Source organism: Thermotoga sp. SG1 (genome assembly GCF_002865985.1).
Classification (GTDB): Bacteria; Thermotogota; Thermotogae; order Thermotogales; family Thermotogaceae; genus Thermotoga.
The window spans coordinates 160,660-178,684 of sequence record NZ_LNDD01000005.1 but is presented as its reverse complement, the minus strand read 5'-3'; the positions used below and the strand labels follow the sequence as shown (position 1 = coordinate 178,684).

The 18,025-nt window shown below is 46.1% G+C and carries 32 protein-coding genes; 2 read left to right on the top strand and 30 right to left on the bottom strand.

The window, feature by feature from the left end; genetic code table 11:
- Window positions 1-31 precede the first annotated feature (31 nt).
- Together AS006_RS09725 and AS006_RS08570 are read left to right on the top strand one after the other, a co-directional pair.
- Window positions 32-1,207: an HD-GYP domain-containing protein gene (locus AS006_RS09725; RefSeq protein ID WP_369819757.1), complete on the top strand. Its 1,176-nt coding sequence runs from the start codon at window positions 32-34 to the stop codon at window positions 1,205-1,207.
- A complete protein-coding gene (locus tag AS006_RS08570) occupies window positions 1,204-1,710 on the top strand; it encodes a DUF5317 domain-containing protein (protein ID WP_101513929.1) in 507 nt (168 codons plus the stop codon). The genes AS006_RS09725 and AS006_RS08570 overlap by 4 nt, the downstream gene beginning before the upstream one ends.
- Here the strand turns inward: AS006_RS08570 and AS006_RS08565 are convergent.
- Genes AS006_RS08565 through rplB form a run of 30 tightly spaced genes read right to left on the bottom strand, consistent with a single transcriptional unit; the run spans window position 1,646 to window position 18,017 of the window.
- On the bottom strand, window positions 1,646-2,512 hold the full coding sequence (locus AS006_RS08565) for a DegV family protein (protein ID WP_101513928.1): 867 nt from the start codon (window positions 2,510-2,512) through the stop codon (window positions 1,646-1,648). The two genes, AS006_RS08570 and AS006_RS08565, sit on opposite strands and share 65 nt — an antisense overlap.
- Before the next feature lie 3 nt (window positions 2,513-2,515).
- The gene (locus AS006_RS08560) at window positions 2,516-3,460 is read right to left on the bottom strand and encodes an ROK family protein (RefSeq protein ID WP_199167552.1); all 945 of its coding nucleotides are present in this window, start codon (window positions 3,458-3,460) and stop codon (window positions 2,516-2,518) included.
- 21 nt (window positions 3,461-3,481) lie between these two features.
- Window positions 3,482-4,765: a transcription termination factor Rho gene (gene rho, locus AS006_RS08555; protein ID WP_041844560.1), complete on the bottom strand. Its 1,284-nt coding sequence runs from the start codon at window positions 4,763-4,765 to the stop codon at window positions 3,482-3,484.
- Window positions 4,766-4,824: 59 nt separating this feature from the next.
- Window positions 4,825-5,220, bottom strand: coding sequence for a 50S ribosomal protein L17 (rplQ, locus tag AS006_RS08550; RefSeq protein ID WP_101513926.1), 396 nt, complete (start codon window positions 5,218-5,220; stop codon window positions 4,825-4,827).
- 3 nt (window positions 5,221-5,223) lie between these two features.
- Window positions 5,224-6,237, bottom strand: coding sequence for a DNA-directed RNA polymerase subunit alpha (locus AS006_RS08545; RefSeq protein ID WP_101513925.1), 1,014 nt, complete (start codon window positions 6,235-6,237; stop codon window positions 5,224-5,226).
- A 5-nt stretch (window positions 6,238-6,242) separates the two neighbouring features.
- Window positions 6,243-6,872 (bottom strand): 30S ribosomal protein S4, encoded by a 630-nt coding sequence (gene rpsD, locus AS006_RS08540; RefSeq protein WP_101513924.1) that lies wholly within the window; start codon window positions 6,870-6,872, stop codon window positions 6,243-6,245.
- Window positions 6,873-6,884: 12 nt separating this feature from the next.
- A complete protein-coding gene (gene rpsK, locus AS006_RS08535; protein WP_015919511.1) occupies window positions 6,885-7,280 on the bottom strand; it encodes a 30S ribosomal protein S11 in 396 nt (131 codons plus the stop codon).
- Window positions 7,281-7,293: 13 nt separating this feature from the next.
- Window positions 7,294-7,671: a 30S ribosomal protein S13 gene (gene rpsM, locus AS006_RS08530; protein ID WP_101513923.1), complete on the bottom strand. Its 378-nt coding sequence runs from the start codon at window positions 7,669-7,671 to the stop codon at window positions 7,294-7,296.
- A 15-nt stretch (window positions 7,672-7,686) separates the two neighbouring features.
- The gene (rpmJ, locus tag AS006_RS08525) at window positions 7,687-7,803 is read right to left on the bottom strand and encodes a 50S ribosomal protein L36 (RefSeq protein ID WP_038067439.1); all 117 of its coding nucleotides are present in this window, start codon (window positions 7,801-7,803) and stop codon (window positions 7,687-7,689) included.
- An 18-nt stretch (window positions 7,804-7,821) separates the two neighbouring features.
- A complete protein-coding gene (infA, locus tag AS006_RS08520; protein WP_101513922.1) occupies window positions 7,822-8,046 on the bottom strand; it encodes a translation initiation factor IF-1 in 225 nt (74 codons plus the stop codon).
- A 1-nt stretch (window position 8,047) separates the two neighbouring features.
- Window positions 8,048-8,800 (bottom strand): type I methionyl aminopeptidase, encoded by a 753-nt coding sequence (gene map, locus AS006_RS08515; protein ID WP_101513921.1) that lies wholly within the window; start codon window positions 8,798-8,800, stop codon window positions 8,048-8,050.
- Window positions 8,797-9,459 (bottom strand): adenylate kinase, encoded by a 663-nt coding sequence (locus AS006_RS08510; RefSeq protein ID WP_101513920.1) that lies wholly within the window; start codon window positions 9,457-9,459, stop codon window positions 8,797-8,799. Before AS006_RS08510 ends, map begins: the two co-directional genes overlap by 4 nt.
- On the bottom strand, window positions 9,456-10,751 hold the full coding sequence (gene secY, locus AS006_RS08505) for a preprotein translocase subunit SecY (RefSeq protein ID WP_101513919.1): 1,296 nt from the start codon (window positions 10,749-10,751) through the stop codon (window positions 9,456-9,458). Before secY ends, AS006_RS08510 begins: the two co-directional genes overlap by 4 nt.
- Complete coding sequence (gene rplO / locus AS006_RS08500) at window positions 10,752-11,195, bottom strand: 50S ribosomal protein L15 (protein ID WP_101513918.1); 444 nt, start codon at window positions 11,193-11,195, stop codon at window positions 10,752-10,754.
- Window positions 11,192-11,395 (bottom strand): 50S ribosomal protein L30, encoded by a 204-nt coding sequence (rpmD, locus tag AS006_RS08495; protein ID WP_101513917.1) that lies wholly within the window; start codon window positions 11,393-11,395, stop codon window positions 11,192-11,194. Before rpmD ends, rplO begins: the two co-directional genes overlap by 4 nt.
- Window positions 11,388-11,906 (bottom strand): 30S ribosomal protein S5, encoded by a 519-nt coding sequence (gene rpsE, locus AS006_RS08490; RefSeq protein ID WP_199167575.1) that lies wholly within the window; start codon window positions 11,904-11,906, stop codon window positions 11,388-11,390. The genes rpmD and rpsE overlap by 8 nt, the downstream gene beginning before the upstream one ends.
- A gap of 32 nt (window positions 11,907-11,938) precedes the next feature.
- Window positions 11,939-12,307 (bottom strand): 50S ribosomal protein L18, encoded by a 369-nt coding sequence (gene rplR / locus AS006_RS08485; RefSeq protein ID WP_101513915.1) that lies wholly within the window; start codon window positions 12,305-12,307, stop codon window positions 11,939-11,941.
- A gap of 14 nt (window positions 12,308-12,321) precedes the next feature.
- Window positions 12,322-12,876: a 50S ribosomal protein L6 gene (gene rplF / locus AS006_RS08480; RefSeq protein ID WP_101513914.1), complete on the bottom strand. Its 555-nt coding sequence runs from the start codon at window positions 12,874-12,876 to the stop codon at window positions 12,322-12,324.
- A gap of 13 nt (window positions 12,877-12,889) precedes the next feature.
- On the bottom strand, window positions 12,890-13,294 hold the full coding sequence (gene rpsH / locus AS006_RS08475; RefSeq protein ID WP_101513913.1) for a 30S ribosomal protein S8: 405 nt from the start codon (window positions 13,292-13,294) through the stop codon (window positions 12,890-12,892).
- Between the two features lie 15 nt (window positions 13,295-13,309).
- A complete protein-coding gene (locus AS006_RS08470) occupies window positions 13,310-13,495 on the bottom strand; it encodes a type Z 30S ribosomal protein S14 (protein WP_101513912.1) in 186 nt (61 codons plus the stop codon).
- A 14-nt stretch (window positions 13,496-13,509) separates the two neighbouring features.
- Window positions 13,510-14,064, bottom strand: a complete 555-nt coding sequence (rplE, locus tag AS006_RS08465; protein ID WP_101513911.1) for a 50S ribosomal protein L5 — start codon at window positions 14,062-14,064, stop codon at window positions 13,510-13,512.
- Between the two features lie 13 nt (window positions 14,065-14,077).
- Entirely contained in the window at window positions 14,078-14,401 is a 324-nt protein-coding gene (rplX, locus tag AS006_RS08460; RefSeq protein WP_199167550.1) for a 50S ribosomal protein L24, read from the bottom strand.
- 6 nt (window positions 14,402-14,407) lie between these two features.
- The gene (rplN, locus tag AS006_RS08455) at window positions 14,408-14,776 is read right to left on the bottom strand and encodes a 50S ribosomal protein L14 (protein WP_101513910.1); all 369 of its coding nucleotides are present in this window, start codon (window positions 14,774-14,776) and stop codon (window positions 14,408-14,410) included.
- Complete coding sequence (gene rpsQ, locus AS006_RS08450) at window positions 14,773-15,111, bottom strand: 30S ribosomal protein S17 (RefSeq protein WP_101513909.1); 339 nt, start codon at window positions 15,109-15,111, stop codon at window positions 14,773-14,775. Before rpsQ ends, rplN begins: the two co-directional genes overlap by 4 nt.
- Before the next feature lie 4 nt (window positions 15,112-15,115).
- Window positions 15,116-15,316, bottom strand: a complete 201-nt coding sequence (gene rpmC, locus AS006_RS08445) for a 50S ribosomal protein L29 (RefSeq protein WP_101513908.1) — start codon at window positions 15,314-15,316, stop codon at window positions 15,116-15,118.
- Complete coding sequence (gene rplP / locus AS006_RS08440) at window positions 15,313-15,741, bottom strand: 50S ribosomal protein L16 (protein ID WP_015919493.1); 429 nt, start codon at window positions 15,739-15,741, stop codon at window positions 15,313-15,315. Before rplP ends, rpmC begins: the two co-directional genes overlap by 4 nt.
- A 14-nt stretch (window positions 15,742-15,755) precedes the next feature.
- On the bottom strand, window positions 15,756-16,385 hold the full coding sequence (gene rpsC, locus AS006_RS08435) for a 30S ribosomal protein S3 (protein WP_101513907.1): 630 nt from the start codon (window positions 16,383-16,385) through the stop codon (window positions 15,756-15,758).
- 9 nt (window positions 16,386-16,394) lie between these two features.
- Window positions 16,395-16,874 carry a 50S ribosomal protein L22 gene (gene rplV, locus AS006_RS08430; RefSeq protein WP_199167548.1) on the bottom strand — a complete coding sequence of 160 codons (480 nt, stop codon included), beginning with the start codon at window positions 16,872-16,874 and terminating at the stop codon, window positions 16,395-16,397.
- 11 nt (window positions 16,875-16,885) lie between these two features.
- The gene (rpsS, locus tag AS006_RS08425; RefSeq protein ID WP_015919490.1) at window positions 16,886-17,173 is read right to left on the bottom strand and encodes a 30S ribosomal protein S19; all 288 of its coding nucleotides are present in this window, start codon (window positions 17,171-17,173) and stop codon (window positions 16,886-16,888) included.
- A gap of 13 nt (window positions 17,174-17,186) precedes the next feature.
- Window positions 17,187-18,017 carry a 50S ribosomal protein L2 gene (gene rplB, locus AS006_RS08420; RefSeq protein ID WP_101513905.1) on the bottom strand — a complete coding sequence of 277 codons (831 nt, stop codon included), beginning with the start codon at window positions 18,015-18,017 and terminating at the stop codon, window positions 17,187-17,189.
- Between the last annotated feature and the right edge of the window lie 8 nt (window positions 18,018-18,025).

Genomic DNA, 18,025 nt, shown 5'->3' with positions numbered 1-18,025 from the left:
AATTTTCATTTTCAAGAACACTTTTTCTAGAATGCAAGACATGGAATTTGTTCTTTTTCTTTTTCTGATCAGTTCTATTTTCGAGATCGCAAGCATAAAGACTTTGGAGTTTACAGGAGGAAGAGTGGAAACTTCTGCCAGTATGGTCGTCCACATCACAGTGGTGTTTCTTCTTATGCCTCTGGAAGCCTCTTTGATCAACGCTTCTTCGGGTATTCTATACAAACTGATCAAAATACCCAAAGAACGATATCCAGTGAGTCGGTATATATTCAATTTTTCACAAGTTGCCGTATCTTCATATGTCTCTAGTATCGTATTTCACTCCATAGTTGATCGAAATTTTGTGTGGAATATTCTTGCTGTGATAATTTGTACGGTTATCTATTTCACTTTGAACAACTTGTTTGTGCTTTTCGCTGTTTGCATACTTTCTGGTGGAGATTTTGTTGAAACTTTTTCAAAGGTAATATCAGGACCTGTTTTAAGTATGGCATTATTTATTCCTGTGGTCATCATTGTTTACATTCTTTATCAATATATGGGTTTCATCGCCATTCCTGTCTCTCTTGCCGCCGTACTTTCCATTCAAATAGGAAACTACTACAGGTACAAGTACTACGAAGCCAAACTGGAACACCTGAAACTTCTTGCGAAGAGCCTCGAAGAAAAAGACAAGTACACCCGTGGACACAGTGAAAGGGTGGCAGAATTTGCAAGAAAAATGGCAAGAAAACTCGGATTTTCACCCAAAATGGTGGAACGAATCTACAACGCAGCCTTTCTACACGATATAGGAAAGATCGGAATACCCGATCACATACTGAAAAAACCAACTATCCTTTCAAAGGAGGAAATGGACATAGTGAAAAACCATCCGATCATGGGCGAAGACATACTGAGAGAGGTGTACATATTCAACAACAGGGAAAGCAAGTGGGTGAGACATCACCATGAAAAATGGGACGGTACGGGATACCCCGACAGATTGAAAGGAAAAGAGATACCCCTTCCTTCAAGAATCATAGCGGTAGCAGATGTGTACGAGGCACTCACCAGTGACAGACCATACAGAAAGGCTCTAACAAAAGAAGAGGCGAAAGAGATCATGATGAAACAGATGAGCGGCACAGTGCTCGACCCCGATCTCGTCAGACTTCTTTTTGAAATTCTCGACAAGGAAGGAGAGGAGGAGAAAGAAAAATGATGGTTGACGTGTTCATCATAGCACTGATTCTTTCACTGATAACCGGAAACATCAAAAACATTCTGAAATACAACTACAAAGGGCTTTATCTTTTTGCCGTTCCGTTTTTTCTTCAGTTTCTCCCCTGGAAAGAGATCATCGTTCCCATCTCTTTTTTCATGCTGTTTCTCTTCTTTGTGTGGAACAGAAACCTGCCCGGCTTTAAACTCATGACAGCAGGTGCCGTTTTGAACGGATTCACCATGAGTGTCAACGGTGGAAAGATGCCGGTTTGGGAACCAACACTCAGACTCCTCGATCTTGGACTGGATTTCAAACACAGTGTGTTCACCGAGTTTTCCTGGAAAACAATACTGGCAGATTACATCCCCGTTTATCTTCCGTGGGGAAGAAGGTTTGTGATAAGTCTGGGAGACATTCTGGTGTTCATCGGTGTTTTCATTTTCTTCGTTCTAAAACCTCGATTCCAAAACCAACCGTCCCGGGTCCCACATGGGTCGTGATGACCTTGCCCATGGGTGAGATTATCTCATCCACAACCTCATACTTTTTCCTGAGAGTGTTTAGAAGTTCCATGACTCCTGCTTTGTTGTCTGCGTGAACACCTATCACCCGAAGTTTTGAGCCCTCCGGTGTATCTTCACTGAGCTTTTCGATGAGAGCCTCAACGGCCTTCCTGTCACCCCTTACCTTCCTGTAGGGTATGAGTTCTCCGTTTTCGATGTGAAGACACACTCTTATCTTCAAAAGATTTCCAACAAACCCCTGAAATTTGCTTACCCTTCCACCTTTGACAAGGTAGTTGAAATCTGAAACATAAAAGATCGCTTTGAAATCTCCATTTTTCAATCTCTCATCGAGCTTTTTCAGGACTTCTTCAACGGATGTCCCTTTCTCCAGCATTTCCCTTGCCACTCGCGCTGGGAGAGGTATGGCACCGGATGCAAGTCGAGTGTCGACAACGTGTACAGGTATATCTACTTCTCTGGCTGCAAGAACGGCGGAGTTATACGTTCCGGAGAGTTTGGAAGATATGGTGAGTACCAGCACGGCATCGTAACCTTCTTCCCGATATTTAAGATACTTTTTCTTGAAATCCTCCACACTCGGCTGTGAGGTCTTTGGGACACTGCCTGCTTCTTTTATCCTCCTGTAGAAGTTCTCTATTTCTTCAGGGGTTCTTTCGTCTGGCTCGGACGTTCCATCATCCCATACCACGTAGAGAGGTATGCTGTCCATATCGTACTTTTCCATCCAGGAAAAAGGAATATCAGCAGTGCTGTCGACAAGAATCTTCACCTTCATGGTTTAGCCCCCCGTCCTTTCCTTTATTATCGAGGCCGCACCGAGGATGCCGGCGTCCTCTACCAGAGGACTTGCCACTATTTCATAGGTTCCCACGAAGGAGGGCATGATGTAGTCTATTACCTTCTCTTTCAAAGGATCGAACAAAACGCTTCCTGCCCTGGAAATACCCCCACCTATGATCACTATTTCCGGGTTGAATATGTGAATGTATCCGGCCACAGCCCGCGCCAGTGCGTCCACCACCCTGTCTCTTATCATGAGGGCAAAGCGATCGCCCTGTCTTGCAGCATCAAAAAGATGCTTGGCGTCTGCCTTCTCTGGGGAGCCTGCCAGTTTGTAAACCAGGGAATCACGGTACTTCTTGTAGCCTTCCCTGAGGAATCTTCTTATCGCCGTTGCAGAGGCTATCGCTTCAAGACATCCCCGTGTTCCGCAGTTGCACATGGGACCGTTTGGTTCCACAACAACGTGTCCCAGTTCTGCTCCTATTCCGTCTTTTCCTGTAAGAAGCTGACCGTGGGTGATGACGCCTCCTCCGATTCCCGTTCCAAGCGTTAGGGCAACTATGTGATCACGGCCTTTTCCGGCACCGAACCATTTCTCACCGAGAACGAAGGCGTTCGCATCGTTTTCGAGGAAGGCTTTCTTTTTCGTGAGTCTCGATATCTCGTAGGTTAGAGGAACGTTGTGCCAGTCTGGAAAGTTCGGAGAGAACCTTACTACGCCGTTTTCTCTGTCTATCGATCCGGGAGAACCTATCCCAACGTAGGGAGTATCTTCACCATCAGATACCTCGAGAATTGCCTCCGCAATCCTTCTGATCACATCGTCTTTTCCGTTGTCAACAAGCGTATCGCGGGTGATTTTCTTCAGGATCTTTCCGTCTTCACTGACCAGACCCACAGAGAATGTTGTTCCACCGAGATCAACACCTATCAGTTTCAACTCCAGCACCTCCTGGCATGATCAATACCTTGCTTTTTCCTTGTCTATCAGTTTCAAGAACTCCTCATTCGAGGACGTTTCGGCGAGTTTGTTAAGAATCAACGTCAATCCCTCTTCCTCTGTCATTGCAGAGAGCATTCTTCGAAGAAGCCAGACTTTCTTCAATGTCTCCTCATCCAGGAGAAGCTCTTCCCGCCTGGTTCCAGAGAGGAGAAGATTGATGGCGGGGAATATTCTCTTGTTCGCCAGTTGTCTGGAAAGAACGAGTTCCATATTACCCGTTCCCTTGAACTCTTCGAATATAACCTCGTCCATCTTCGATCCGGTTTCCACCAGGGCAGTGGCGATTATCGTGAGGCTCCCACCTTCTCTTGTGTTCCTTGCTGCTCCAAAGAACCTCTTGGGCTTGTAGAGCGCCGCAGGATCCACACCACCGGTCAGAAGTTTTCCGCTCGGGGGAACGACTATGTTGTAAACCCTTGCAAGCCTTGTCAAACTGTCAAGTAGAATAACCACATCGTAGTTGAACTCAACCAGACGCTTTGCCATCTCTAGAGTGAGCTCTGCAACTTTCACCTGTTTGTCAGGAGGCATGTCAAAGGGAGCTGCTATGACTATAGCGTTCGTGGATTCCTTTATGTCTGTCACTTCCTCGGGTCTTTCATCGACAAGGAGAATGATTCTTATGGTATCTGGATGGTTCTCCGCTATGCCGTTCGCTATCTCTTTCAGGATGGTGGTTTTTCCCGCTTTGGGCGGTGCTACGATCATTCCCCTCTGACCTTTTCCAATGGGTGCGAAAAGATCGATGAGTCTTGTGGAGAATATCTTCGGATTCGTTTCAAGAATGAATCTCTCCCTCGGGTAGTCTGGTGTGAGATTGTCAAAGTTTACCCTCTCACTTGCAGCTTCAACGGGACGGTAGTTTATGGCTTCAATTTTTATCATGGCAAAATACTTTTCTCCCTCTTTCGGTTTTCTTATGACACCCGATATGATGTCTCCCGTGTTCAGGTTGAACTTTCTGATCTGAGAGGGAGAGATGTATATGTCATCGTTGCTTGGAAGCAGGTTGTCTTCGATGCGCCTGAGAAAACCAAAACCCTCTGGATGTATCTCCAGGACACCCTCACCGAAGAAATAACCGGAGGATTCGGTCTGGGCTTTCAGAATTGCAAATATGAGATCTCTCTTTCTCAGAGAGGTGTACCGAGGAATACCCAGTGATTTTGCTATCTCGTAAAGCTGTTTTATGTTCATCGACTCCAGTTCTGATATACTGATGGTTTTCTGTTCTTCTGGCAACTTTTCACCTCCTGGAAACTGGTGGAAGGAGGAAAAGGCGGGAAAGAAAAAAGGAGGCATCAGCCCTCCTGACTGGATGCCTCCACCAGCTGAACGAGTGACATCTCGGCGGCGTCTCCTCTTCTGAAACCTATTCGGAGAACTCTCACGTAGCCGCCTCTCCTTCCAACGTAGTTTTTCGCTATCTCGTCCACCAGTTTGTTCGTGAGTCTTCTATCTCCAAGCACTGCGTTGATCTGCCTTCTTAAATGAACACTTCTTGCTCTGTCTTCAGTTGTGGCGGCTTCTATGGCCTTGTTTAATAACTTGTCCATGAACACTTTCAATGCCTTTGCCTTGGCCGTGGTGGTCACGATGGACCCGTGCTCAACTATCTCTCTTGAAAGATTCTTCAAAAGACTTCTCCTGTGACTACCGTACCTTCCCAGTTTATGCCTCTTCATTCTGTGCCTCATCTTTCATTCCCCCTTCCTGAGCTCGAGTCCGAATTTTTCCTTTAACTTCTTTTTAACCTCATCAAGAGACTTTTGACCGAAGTTCTTGATCTTCAAGAGTTCATCCTCTGTCTTGCTCATCAAATCGCCTATCGTTTCTATCTTTGCTCTCTTGAGACAGTTCAGGGATCTGACAGACAACTCAAGTTCGTCTATTTTCTTACTGTACACATCGAGGTTTTCGCTGCTTTCCTGATCCTCGCCCTCGACAGAGGTCAAGACTTCTTCCTCATTCTCTTCCGTGATGATGTACTCTTCGGATATTTTCATCTCCGGAAGGCCTTCCATAACGATCCTGAAGTGGTTTATCAAGATATCGGCTGCTTTCCGTAACGCTTCTTCGGGTCTTATCGACTTTTTCGTCCACACTTCAAGTATGAGTTTGTCGTAGTCCGTCCTCTTTCCAACACGCACATTTTCCGTTAAGAAATTCACTTTCATAACCGGACTGAAGACACCATCGATGGGTATCCATCCCACTTCAGGCCTTTCATCTCTTTCTGAGACTGGGACGAAGCCTTTTCCGACTTCGGCGTAGATTTCGAAAAAGAGATCAGCCTTCGAATTCAAAGTTGCTATGTGGAGGTCTGGATTCGCCACCTCTATACCGGCGGGGGTTTTTATGTCACCGGCCACGAGTTCTCCTGGACCTTTCTTTTCCACTTCCATTTTGATTCTGTCCTTGACGGTCACGTTCACACGGAACTGAACCTTTTTCAGGTTCAATATGATGTCGAGTATATCCTCCTTTACTCCTTCGATGTAATCGTACTCGTGATATTTTTCAGGTTTTATGAACCTAACTCCAACGATCGCAAGGGAGGGTATGGAAGAAAGAAGAACCCTCCTCAATGCGTTTCCTATGGTGATAGCATACCCTCTCTCAAGTGGAGAAAGCGAGAACCTGGTGTAGTAATAATCTTTTTCTTCTCGCTCTTCTTCCACCTTCAACTTCTTTGGCATCACAAACTCTACCATTTTCATCACCTCGAGTAGAATTCGATGACTGTCTGCAGATCGACCGGAAGATCTGTGACTTCTTCAAGACGCGGATACCTCAGGAAGGTTCCTCTGTAGTTGTCGAAGTCAACCTCTATCCATGGAACCGTGTTTCTTTCCCTGTTGAACTCTACGGCTTTCTTGATCACTTCTATGTCTCTGCTCTTTTCCCTGACCTCCACCACATCGTTCGGCCTCAGGAGATAACTTGGAATGTCAACCTTTTTTCCATTTACAAGGAAGTGTCCATGGTTGACGAGTTGTCTTGCCTGTCTTCTGTTGATGGCAAATCCCATCCTGTACACCACGTTGTCGAGTCTTGCCTCGAGAAGTTGAATCAGATTTTCTCGCGTGTCGCCAGCTCTCTTCATAGCTTTTTCAACGTACCTTTCGAACTGCCTTTCGAGGATGCCGTATATTCTCTTGACCGTTTGCTTGGCTCTGAGCTGTATTCCATACTGAGTGAGCTTACTTCTCCTCTGGCCGTGCTGTCCAGGAGCGTAGGGTCTTCTATCGAAAGCACACTTGTCCGTGTAGCATCTTTCACCTTTGAGGTAGAGTTTCATGCCTTCCCTTCTGCAAAGCCTGCAAACAGGTCCTGTGTACCTTGCCATTTTCTTCCCTCCTTACACTCTTCTCCTCTTTTTAGGTCTGCAACCGTTGAAGGGAATGGGGGTAACGTCTTTTATCTGGTTGATTTCAAGGCCTGCTCCTTGAAGTGTTCTGATGGCAGGTTCCCTTCCCGGACCGGGTCCTTTGACCAGAACATCCACTCTCTTTATTCCCATTCTGAGTGCTTCTCTTGCCACCTTATCAGCGGCCAACTGGGCGGCATACGGCGTTCCTTTTCTGGTCCCTTCGAAACCAACGGTGCCTCCACTGGCCCATGTCAGAGTGTTTCCATCCTTGTCTGTGAGAGTGATGATGGTATTGTTGAACGTGGATTTTATGTGGACAACACCATAATCGAAACTGAGTTTTTTCTGTTTTTTCCTGGTCGATGTCCCTTTCTTTCTGGCCATTCATTTCCCTCCCTCATGAAGACTTCTTTTTGGTCTTTATCCTGCTGGGCCTTGGGCCCTTTCTGGTTCTCGCATTGGAGCGGGTCTTCTGACCTCTCACCGGAAGACCGAGTTTGTGTCTTATGCCCCTGTAGCATCCTATCTCTATTAGTCTTCTGATGTTTCTCTCTACCTCGCTTCTCAACTCACCTTCGACCTTGAAGTGGTCCTGTATGTACTTGGTTATCTTGCTTATTTCTTCATCGGTGAGTTCACCAACCTTCTTGTCTGGATCCACACCGGTGTTCTTCAGTATTTCAAAGGATCTGCTCCTGCCGATTCCGTAAATGTAGGTCAGTGCAACCCAGATTTTCTTGTTGTTGGGTAGCTCGACACCAACGATACGAGCCATTCATTTCCCTCCTTCTCAACCCTGCTTTTGATTGTGTTTTGGATTAACCTTGCAGACAACATAAACCCTCTTTTTCCTTCTGATTATCTTACAGTGCTCACATCTTTTCTTCACAGAAGCTCTCACTTTCATATCACTCCACTCCTTTCGTTACTCTGGTTTTTTTCTATAAACGATTCTCCCTCGGGTGAGATCGTACACAGAGAGTTCGACAACAACACGGTCACCCGGTACCAGCCTTATGAAATGTTTTCTCATCCTGCCGGACACGTGGGCCAGAACCTTATGACCATTGTCTAATTCTACTCTAAACATTGCATTTGGTAAAGCCTCTATTATCGTACCTTCCATCCGAATGACATCATCCTTTCCCATTTCATCCCTCCCTGGTCAATATCTCTGCCCCATCTTCTGTGATCAGCACGGTGTGTTCAAAATGAGCACATCTTGAACCATCCACAGTTACCGCGGTCCATCCATCATCCTTCACTACAACTCTCCAGTCTCCCTCACTCACCATGGGTTCTATGGCCAGTGACATTCCCTTTCGAAGAACGATCCCCGTTCCCGGTGTACCGTAATTTGGAACCTGAGGATCTTCATGGAGTTCTCTGCCTATTCCATGCCCCACGTAGTCCCTTATAACGTTGAAGCCTGCTGATTCAACGAGTTCCTGTATACAATGAGACACATCTCCCAGTCTGATTCCAGGCTTTATGATCTTTATGGCTCTTTCGAGGGCTTCTTTTGTCACCCTCACTAGTTCCTTTCCTCTTTCATCAGTTTCGCCGACTATGTAGGTGATGGCTGCATCTCCGTAAAGTCCCTGATACAATGCTCCTACATCGATCGACACAATGTCTCCCTCTTTGAAAACCTTCTCCTTCAGCGGTAGACCATGAACGACCTCTTCGTTCACCGACACACAGGTTGCATATTCGTACCCGTTGTATCCTTTGAAAGCCGGCTTCACCCTGTACTTTTTGAAGACATCCAGAACAACCCTTTCAACGTCCCACGCTGTCTTTCCAGGAAGGAGCACTCTTTTTGCCTCTCGCAGAGCAACCGCTACTGCTTCTCCGGCCTTCTTCATTTTCTTGATCTCTGAGGGCGTTTTTATCCTTATCATTTATCACTCCACCCTATTATCTTGAGTACCTCGGCAACCACGTTGTCGATTCCTATTGTACCGTCCACTTTTTTGAGGATACCCTTTCTCTCGTAATAGTCTATCACGGGCTGTGTTTTCTCGAGGTAAACCTTGTATCTGTGCCTCACAGTTTCTTCTTTGTCGTCGTCTCTCTGCACAAGTTTCACCTTACAGTCATCACACAATTCGTCCTCTTTTGGTGGAAGTGAAATCATGTTGTAGATTCTACCGCACTTTGGGCAGATTCTTCTCGAGGTAAGCCTCTGGACAACCACGTCCTCTGGAACATCAAAGAGAACAGCACCTGTGAGATGTTTGTTTTGGGATTCCAGGAAAGAGTCGAGAAACTCTGCCTGGGCTACGGTTCTTGGATACCCATCCAGGATGAATCCCTTCTCACAGTCTTTCTCTGAAAGTCTTCTTTTAACAACCTCGTTCACCAGTTCATCAGGAACCAGTTCTCCCTTTTCCATTATCTCCTTTATTTTCTTTCCAAGTTCATCGTTTTCCTTCTTCACAATATCTCTGAAGATATCACCGGTGGATATATGGGGAATCCCCGTCTTTTCCTGGATTCGCTTTGCGTACGTGCCTTTTCCAGCACCTGGAGGTCCAAGAAACACCAGGTATGCCATCATCTTCTCCCCCTTATTCTACCTTTTTTGAGGAAACCTTCGTAGTGTCTCATCACCATGTGTGTCTCCATCTGCTGAATTATGTCCAGGGCAACTCCAACAGCGATCAGAGCAGACGTTCCTCCGATCCAGACATTCACTTTTATGGCTCCTTGAACCAGATACGGAAGAAGCGCTATAACGAAAAGAAAAACCGCTCCAATGAACGTTACTCTGTTCAAAACCCTGTGGAGGTACTGTTCGGTTGGTCTTCCTGGTCTCAAACCAGGAACGTATCCTCCGTATTTTTGAATGTTGCCGGATATTTCCCTGGGATCGAATATCACAACACTGTAGAAGTAGGTGAAGAAGAAAACAAGCAAACCGTAGATGAGCAGATAAAGGAATCCTCCTGCTCTAAAAAGGCTCTTAAGTGTTTCGCTGTTTGTGATAGAAGCTATCGCCGATGGTATCGAAACAATGGCACTGGCAAAGATTATCGGTATCACTCCGCCCTGGTTCACCTTTATGGGCAGATAAGTGCTCGCTCCTCCATAAACCCTTCTTCCAGTGACCCTTCTTGCGTACTGGATGGTGATACGCCTTTCTGCCTGCTGAACAAGGATGATACCAAATATGGTTATGAGAGCAATCGCTATCAGAAAGATCCATTCCAAAATGTTGAGACCGCCAAGATATGCCCTTCTGATGTAACTTGGATATCTTGCCACTATCCCGGCAAATATCAGAATGGAGATACCGTTACCTATTCCTCTTTCAGTGATCCTCTCACCGAGCCAGAGCAAAAACATCGTTCCTGCCAGCATGGACATGGTGGAAAGGATGGTGAACTGAAGCGCATTCACACCTGGAGCCACCATATCCGGGTTAGATCGGGCAAGGGAAAATGATATGAAGAATGCCTGGAAACCTCCTATCAAAAGTGTGAGACGCCTTGTGTAGGCTGCGAATTTCTTCCTTCCCTCTTCACCCTCTCTGAGCATCTCTTTCAATGAAGTCACAACAGACGCAAGGAGTTGAAGTATGATCGATGCGGTGATGTAAGGTGTGACGCTCATGGTGAAAACAGAAAACTGACTCAGAGCACCCCCGGTGAACACATCGTAAAAGCTGAGAATACCGGCAACACCAGCTGTTTCTGCTATCCTCCTGAAGATTTCCCCCCACGCTTCCAGGTTTAAACCAGGAACGGGGATATAGATCCCCATCCTGAAGACGATCAAAGCAAGAAAGGTGAAGATTATCCTGCTTCGCAGCTCTGGTATCTTGAAAGCGTTTCTAAGGGCTTGCCACATTTATATCACCTCAGCCTTACCACCGACGCTTTCTATCTTCTCCAGTGCACTCTTGCTGAAGGCGTGGGCCTTGACGATGAGAGGTTTGGTGAGTTCTCCGTCTCCGAGTATCTTTATTCCATCCTTCATATCCTTTACGATTTTTCTTTCAAGGAGTTTTTCAGGAGTAACTTCTTCGTTTGCCTCAAACTTTTCCTCAAGTACCTTGACGTTCACAACAGCGTAGACTTTCTTGTTTATATTCTTGAAACCTCTTTTTGGAAGCCTTCTCTGAAGAGGTGTCTGCCCTCCTTCAAACCAAGGATGAACCTTTCCTGTTCCCCTTGCTTTCTGACCTTTGTGTCCTCTTCCACTGGTTTTTCCATGACCAGAGCCCGGTCCTCTTCCCACTCTCTTTCTCTTTTTCATTGAACCGGGAGTTGGCCTCAGATCCTCGAGCCTCATGCTTCGTTACCCCCTTCCTCGATCTCTTCCACCTCTACGAGGTGCCTTACTTTTCTAATCATTCCCCTGATCTGTGGGCAATCGTCTTTGATAACAACTTGATTCATCCTCTTAAGCCCCAGTCTTTTCACCGTGTCTTTTTGATCCCAAGAATAACCAATAGGGCTTTTCACAAGTTTTATTTTCAACTTCTTAGGCATTGCCCTCCCTCCTTACACCTTTGTAGACCTCTTCGACTGTGATGTCTCTGAGTTTTGCTACCTTTCTTGGATCAAGAAGTTCTTTCAATCCGTTTATCGTGGCCATTGCTAGGTTCAAAGGATTTGTAGAGCCAAGTGCCTTTGTGAGAATGTTTTGAATCCCGGCAAGCTCAACAACTGCTCGGACTGTTCCACCCGCTATGATACCTGTACCTGGTGCGGCAGGTCTCAGAAGGACTTTGGAAGCATCCTGTCTTCCGATCACTTCGTGGGGAATAGTACCGTTGATAATGGGAACTTCTATAACGTTCTTTTTTGCATCAGCTATTGCCTTTCTTATGGCTTCTGGGACCTCTCGGGCCTTACCTATTCCAAGACCAACTTTACCGTTCTTGTTTCCGACAATAGCAACCACCCTGAAACTGAGATTCTTTCCACCTTTTGTAACCTTGGAAGTTCTTCTGATCTCTATTATCTTTTCCTCAAATTCTTCGTATTGGATTTCCCTCATGACCTCCTGTGTTTCCACAGTATCACCCTCCCTTAGAATTCGAGTCCGGCTTCTCTGGCACCATCCGCCAGAGCCTTGATTCTGCCGTGATACTTGTATCCTCCCCGGTCAAACACGACTTTCTTTATTCCCTTCTCGATGGCTCTTTTTCCTATGAGAAGCCCAACCTCTTTTGCTGCCTCGATGTTCCATGTTTTCTGAAGTTTTTCCCTGAGTTCAGGGTCGAGCGTTGAGGCGGAAACAAGGGTGTGCCCTATCGTGTCGTCTATGATTTGAGCGTATATGTGCTTGTTACTCCTGAACACACAGAGTCTGGGTCTTTCGGGAGTGCCAAAGACCTTCTTTCTGACTCTCCTGTGTCTTCTGATTCTTCGCTCGTTCCTGGACTCCTTCTTTATCATACAACAACCCCCTTTTATGCTTTCTTACCTTCCTTCTGTCTCACCACTTCACCAACGTATCTGATACCCTTGCCAGTGTAAACGTTCGGTGGTCTGAACGCTCTTATCTCGGCCGCCACCTGTCCTACCCTCTGTTTGTCTATGCCGGAGACAACGATTCTGTTCGGTGCCGGAACTTCTACCTTCACATCGCTCGGAATCTCGTAGACGACAGGGTGTGCATAACCAAGATTCATTACAAGGGTATTTCCCTGAAGTTGGGCCCTGTAACCTATTCCTACTATTTCTAGCTCCTTTTTGTATCCTTCCGTAACACCGATCACCATGTTCCTGATGAGAGACCAGTAAGTCCCCTGGAACATCTTCACCTTTCTCCAGTCGGACTTTCTTCTGACCTGAGCTTCGTTCGGCCTTATCCATACCTTTCCATCTTCAATTTCTATCTTCACGTAAGGGAGAAAGTCTTGTACCAGTTCTCCCTTAGGACCCTTCACTTTAACAGTACCATCGTTTACTTCCACAGTGACACCCTGGGGGATGTCTATAGGCTTTTTTGCGAGTCGAGACATTCAAGACACCTCCTCACCAGACATAAGCGATTACTTCTCCGCCGACTCCAAGTTGACGTGCTTCTTTGTCCGTGAGAACACCTTTAGAAGTTGTGAGTATGGCTATTCCAAGACCGTTCTTCACTTTGGGTATATGGTCTTTGTCAACGTAGACTCTCCTTCCTGCATGAGAAACCCTGACGATCCCATGGATAACTCTTTCTCTGTTTTTCCTGCCACCTTTGTATTTGAGATAAACCCTCAGTATACCCTGTTTGCCATCTTCGATGTATTTGTAATCTGCTATGAAACCTTCCCTCTTCAAGATTTCACATATTCTCCTTTTGAGATTGGAAGCAGGTATATCGGTGTATTCTTTGAAAACCATGTTTGCATTTCTGATCCTCGTTAGCATATCGGCGATTGGGTCACTCCACACAGCATCATCCCTCCCTTACCAGCTTGCCTTCCGAACACCAGGGAGCTTTCCTTCCAGAGCAAGTTTTCTAAAGCAAATCCTGCAAAGACCGAATTCTCGATAAACTGCCCTTGGACGTCCACAGATGTGACATCTGGTGTATTCACGAACCCTGTATTTTTTGGGTTTCTTCCATCTTTCTATCATCGCTTTTTTAGCCATTCATCTCACCTCCGTCATCCTCTTTTAAAAGGCATTCCAAAGAGTTCAAGCAGTCTTCTGGCTTCCTGGTCCGTCTTGGCAGTTGTGACTATGGTTATATCCATTCCCTGGATCCTTCTCACTTCATCGGGGCTCAGTTCTGGAAACACCAGCTGTTCAGAGAGACCAAAGGAGTAGTTCCCTCTTCCATCGAAAGAGTTCGGATCCAGTCCCCTGAAGTCTCTCACCTTTGGAAGAACGATGTTTATGAGTTTGTAGAGAAAGTTGTACATCATGGCTTTTCTGAGGGTGACTTTGAGACCTATGGGCATTCCCTTTCTTATCTTGAAATTGGATATACTCTTTCTTGCCCTGGTAACAACGGGCTTTTGTCCGGTGATCTTTGCAAGTTCGTTTGCGTGTTTTTCTATGATGTCGTAGTTTCTGGATCCTTCACCGATTCCCATGTTAACAACAATCTTGACCAGTTTGGGCACCTGATGAATATTCTTGTAGTTGAACTCCTTCATCAAAGCCGGAACAATTTCCTTTTCATACTTTTCTTTCAGAGGAACGTATTCGAATCTCATACCGATTCCTCCCTCAGTCTTTGTCAATGATCTCACCACACTTCTTACAGTATCTCACCTTTTTTCCATCTTCGGTAAACCTGTATCCCACCCTTGTTCTCTTGTCACAGGCAGGACAGACAACCATAACTTTGCAGGCATAAATCGGTGCTTCTCTTTCTATGATTCCACCTTCTCGAAGCTGCGGAATGGGTCTCTGGTGCCTCTTTACCATGTTCACACCCTCAACTATCACCTTGTCCTCCTTCGGCAAAACCCTGAGCACCTTTCCTCTCTTACCTTTATCTTTCCCGGAGATTACCTCAACCAAGTCTCCCTTTTTTATCCTCATCTTCATATCACCTCACCAAACTTCTGGTGCAAGAGATACGATTTTCATGAAACCTTTTTCACGAAGTTCTCTCGCAACGGGTCCGAATATTCTCGTTCCCCTTGGGGCATTGAACTTGTCGATCAGAACGGCAGCGTTGTCATCGAATCTGATGTAGGTACCATCGTTTCTTCTGATCTCTTTCTTTGTTCGAACGATGACTGCCCTTACTACGTCTCCTTTCTTCACATCGGAGTTGGGAATAGCGTCCCTGACGGAACACACGACAATGTCCCCAACCGTTCCGTACTTCTTATGAAAACCACCAAGAACTCTTATCACTCTGAGTTTTTTGGCCCCGGAGTTGTCAGCCACGTTGAGATAGGTTTCCTGCTGGATCATGACTCAGCCCCTCCTTTTTCCTCAACCACTTCCTCTTCGATTTCTTCAAGTTCGTCCTGAACTTCTTCTTTTTCCTTCAGGATTCTCTCAGGTTCAAACCTCTTTATGATCCTCACAACTCTCCATCTCTTGGTCCTGCTGAGAGGTCTGGTTTCTTCTATTTCAACAACGTCCCCTACTTTACATTCGTTCTTCTCATCGTGAGCGTGATATTTTTTGGTTCTCTTGATGTATTTTTTATAGAGGGGATGCTGCACGTGTTTTTCTACTGCCACAACGACTGTTTTATCCATTTTATCGCTCACAACTACACCTATCATTCGTTTCCTGGGCATGGTTTCACCTCCTTATACCTAGCTCCCTTTCTCTCAATATGGTCTTTATCCGTGCGATGTCCCTTTTTGTCAGTTTTATAAGAGATGTATTTTTTAGTTGCCCCATGGCCAGCTGAAACCTCAACTCCATCAACTGCCTTTTTTTCTCTTCGAGAAGACTTCTCAGTTCTTCGTCTGTGTAATTTCTGAGTTCAGAAGCCTTCATACTGCCTCACCCCCAATGTGGTGACGGGGTACTACCTTTGTAGCTATCGGTAACTTGCTGGCAGCGTATCTGAGAGCTTCATGGGCTGTTTCTTCGTCGACCCCGGCTATTTCGAAGAGAATCTTTCCGGGTTTCACAACGGCAACCCAACCTTCCACGTTGCCCTTTCCCTTACCCATTCTGGATTCAGCGGGTTTTTTCGTGTAAGGTTTGTCGGGGAATATCCTTATCCAGATCTTTCCGGCTCTTTTCATAACCCTCATCATTGCTATTCTGCAGGCTTCTATTTGCTGGGCCGTTATCCAGGCCGGCTCAAGCGCTTTGAGGCCCCACTCACCAAACTGAACGAGAGTTCCTCCCTTTGCCTTTCCTTTCATTCTTCCTCTCTGTTGCTTTCTGTATTTGACCCTTCTTGGCATCAACATGGTGATTACCTCCTTTAAATATCAGCGTCTCCTTTGTAAATCCACACCTTGACACCGATGGTTCCGTATTTCGTCCAGGCAACAGCAGTTCCGTAGTCTATTATTGCCTTTATCTTCTGAAGGGGCAGTCTTCCTCTGAGGTACCACTCTCTCCTTGCTATTTCTGCCCCACCAAGCCTTCCAGCAACCATCACCTTTATTCCCTGGGCACCTTTCCTCATAGCGTTCATGATAGCCCTCTTCATGGCCACCTTGTACGATGCCCTCTTTTCTATACGAGAAGCAATGGATTCGGCAACAAGCTGTGCATCGAGCTCGGGCGTTTTTATTTCTTCGATGTTGATGACCATCCTTCTGTTGAACCTCTTCTCCAATTCCTCCCTCAGGTTTGTGATCTCTGCTCCTTTCCTTCCTATGATGATACCAGGTCTTGCGGTTTTCACCGTGATGTTGACCCTTTCAGCATCGGGTCTTTCTATGTATATTTCACTGATTCCAGCGTGGTAGTACTTGTTTTTTATTATCTTTCTGATCTCTTCATCCTCAAGAAGCCATTCTTTGTAGTTTTTTTCGTTGAACCATTTTGCCTGCCAATCGGCGCTCAGCCCGAGCCTGAATCCTCGAGGGTGCACCTTCTGACCCACTTTATCACCTCACTCTTCTGATGATATCCTTTTTTCCAGTTCTTCCAGAGCCTTTCTGTACTCTTCTTCTCTGGTGCGATCTCTTACAACGACGGTGATATGGGACATTCTCTTTTTGATTATGTCCGCCCTTCCTCGCCCTCTGGGCCAGATTCTCTTCAGTCTTGGCCCGTCGTTCACATAACACTCAGCAACGTAAAGATTGGCAGCATCGAGCCCGAAGTTGTTTTCAGCGTTCGCAACAGCCGATTTCAGGACTTTTTCGATGATCCTGGCAGCCTTCTTCGGTGAAAAGGCGAGTATTCTGAACGCCTCTTCAACAGACTTTCCTCTTATCGTGTTCGCAACAGCCCTTGCCTTTCTTGGAGAAATGCGGATGTATTTTGCAACGGCCCTGGCCTCTATCTTCGGAAGAGAATCCAGAAGTTCTTTTCTTTTTTTATGGAAAAGAGAACGCTTCAGACCGTTCCTTGGTATCTGGAGTTTCATCGTTTCCCTCCTCACTTCTTCAACTCGCCTTTTTTGGCTTTTTTATCGGCATGACCCCCAAACCTTCTGGTTGGAGCGAACTCTCCCAGTCTGTGCCCTATCATGTTCTCCGTGATGTACACCGGTATGTGCTTCATACCGTTGTAAACAGCAATCGTGTGTCCGACCATTTCTGGGATGATCATTGAAGCCCTGCTCCAGGTCTTTATGACTTTCTTTTCTCCAGTTTCGTTGAGTTTTCTGATCTTTTCCAGAAGTTTTCTATCTACATAGGGGCCCTTTTTCTTGGAACGACCCATTCAGTTCACCCCCTTATACCTCGTTTCTTCTTCTGACAATGAACTTGTCAGAAGGTCTCTTTCCACGTCTTGTCTTGTAACCTTTGGTAGGCAGACCCCATGGACTGGTTGGATGGTGTCCTTTACCTCTTCCTTCACCACCACCGTGTGGATGATCCACCGGGTTCATGGCAACACCTCTGACATGAGGCCTTCTGCCAAGCCACCTCACCCTTCCTGCTTTTCCGTGCACTTCGTTCTTGTGATCTTCGTTTCCAACAACACCCACCGTTGCGTAACATTTGATATGCACCTTTCTCAGTTCTCCAGATGGCATTCTAAGAAGGGCGTAATCTCCCTCTTTTGCCATGATCTGACAGTAGGTCCCGGCCGCTCTTGCGATTTGTCCTCCTTTTCCAGGAGTGAATTCAACATTGTGCACGAGTGTTCCAACAGGAATCTTTTCCAGTGGCAAAGCGTTCCCGGGCTTTATTTCTGCATCAGGACCACTCATGAGTGTATCTCCAACCTTTATTCCTTTTGGAGCGAGAATGTACCTCTTTTCTCCATCTGCGTAGAGGAGAAGGGCAATTCTTGCGGATCTGTTTGGATCGTATTCGATGGCCAGAACTTTTGCAGGAATGCCTGCTTTGTCGTACCTTTTGAAATCTATGATCCTGTACCTTCTCTTGTGTCCGCCACCTCTGTGCCTTACCGTAATCCTTCCATGATGGTTTCTTCCACCGGTCTTTTTGAGAGGCGCAAGCAGAGATTTTTCCGGTTCTGTTTTCGTGATGTCAGAAAAATCGGAGATTACCATGAAACGCCTGCCCGGGGTAACTGGTTTGAATCTTTTGAGTCCCATAACTTCAC

Bases quoted from the DNA above. Each gene is read 5' to 3' on its own strand.
- rpmJ (WP_038067439.1), bottom strand. From the start codon at position 7,803: ATGAAAGTGAGAGCTTCTGTGAAGAAAAGATGTGAGCACTGTAAGATA.
- AS006_RS08565 (WP_101513928.1), bottom strand. From the start codon at position 2,512: ATGAAGGTGAAGATTCTTGTCGACAGCACTGCTGATATTCCTTTTTCC.
- AS006_RS09725 (WP_369819757.1), top strand. From the start codon at position 32: ATGCAAGACATGGAATTTGTTCTTTTTCTTTTTCTGATCAGTTCTATT.
- rpsD (WP_101513924.1), bottom strand. From the start codon at position 6,872: ATGGCAAGGTACACAGGACCTGTTTGCAGGCTTTGCAGAAGGGAAGGC.
- rpsK (WP_015919511.1), bottom strand. From the start codon at position 7,280: ATGGCCAGAAAGAAAGGGACATCGACCAGGAAAAAACAGAAAAAACTC.
- rplB (WP_101513905.1), bottom strand. From the start codon at position 18,017: ATGGGACTCAAAAGATTCAAACCAGTTACCCCGGGCAGGCGTTTCATG.
- AS006_RS08570 (WP_101513929.1), top strand. From the start codon at position 1,204: ATGATGGTTGACGTGTTCATCATAGCACTGATTCTTTCACTGATAACC.
- rpsE (WP_199167575.1), bottom strand. From the start codon at position 11,906: ATGAGGGAAATCCAATACGAAGAATTTGAGGAAAAGATAATAGAGATC.
- rplV (WP_199167548.1), bottom strand. From the start codon at position 16,874: ATGAAACTCCAGATACCAAGGAACGGTCTGAAGCGTTCTCTTTTCCAT.
- rplX (WP_199167550.1), bottom strand. From the start codon at position 14,401: ATGAAGATGAGGATAAAAAAGGGAGACTTGGTTGAGGTAATCTCCGGG.
- rpsM (WP_101513923.1), bottom strand. From the start codon at position 7,671: ATGGCTCGTATCGTTGGTGTCGAGCTACCCAACAACAAGAAAATCTGG.
- rplO (WP_101513918.1), bottom strand. From the start codon at position 11,195: ATGAGGCTCGAGGATCTGAGGCCAACTCCCGGTTCAATGAAAAAGAGA.
- rplF (WP_101513914.1), bottom strand. From the start codon at position 12,876: ATGTCTCGACTCGCAAAAAAGCCTATAGACATCCCCCAGGGTGTCACT.
- rplP (WP_015919493.1), bottom strand. From the start codon at position 15,741: ATGTTGATGCCAAGAAGGGTCAAATACAGAAAGCAACAGAGAGGAAGA.
- AS006_RS08470 (WP_101513912.1), bottom strand. From the start codon at position 13,495: ATGGCTAAAAAAGCGATGATAGAAAGATGGAAGAAACCCAAAAAATAC.
- rplN (WP_101513910.1), bottom strand. From the start codon at position 14,776: ATGATCCAGCAGGAAACCTATCTCAACGTGGCTGACAACTCCGGGGCC.
- secY (WP_101513919.1), bottom strand. From the start codon at position 10,751: ATGTGGCAAGCCCTTAGAAACGCTTTCAAGATACCAGAGCTGCGAAGC.
- map (WP_101513921.1), bottom strand. From the start codon at position 8,800: ATGATAAGGATAAAAACGCCCTCAGAGATCAAGAAAATGAAGAAGGCC.
- AS006_RS08510 (WP_101513920.1), bottom strand. From the start codon at position 9,459: ATGATGGCATACCTGGTGTTTCTTGGACCTCCAGGTGCTGGAAAAGGC.
- rplE (WP_101513911.1), bottom strand. From the start codon at position 14,064: ATGAGATTCGAATACGTTCCTCTGAAAGAAAAGTATGAAAAGGAAATT.
- rplR (WP_101513915.1), bottom strand. From the start codon at position 12,307: ATGATAAAGAAGGAGTCCAGGAACGAGCGAAGAATCAGAAGACACAGG.
- rpmC (WP_101513908.1), bottom strand. From the start codon at position 15,316: ATGAAGGCTTCTGAACTCAGAAATTACACAGACGAAGAACTGAGAAGT.
- AS006_RS08545 (WP_101513925.1), bottom strand. From the start codon at position 6,237: ATGGTAGAGTTTGTGATGCCAAAGAAGTTGAAGGTGGAAGAAGAGCGA.
- rplQ (WP_101513926.1), bottom strand. From the start codon at position 5,220: ATGAGGCACAGAATGAAGAGGCATAAACTGGGAAGGTACGGTAGTCAC.
- rpmD (WP_101513917.1), bottom strand. From the start codon at position 11,395: ATGCCTAAGAAGTTGAAAATAAAACTTGTGAAAAGCCCTATTGGTTAT.
- infA (WP_101513922.1), bottom strand. From the start codon at position 8,046: ATGGGAAAGGATGATGTCATTCGGATGGAAGGTACGATAATAGAGGCT.
- rpsS (WP_015919490.1), bottom strand. From the start codon at position 17,173: ATGGGTCGTTCCAAGAAAAAGGGCCCCTATGTAGATAGAAAACTTCTG.
- rpsQ (WP_101513909.1), bottom strand. From the start codon at position 15,111: ATGCCCAGGAAACGAATGATAGGTGTAGTTGTGAGCGATAAAATGGAT.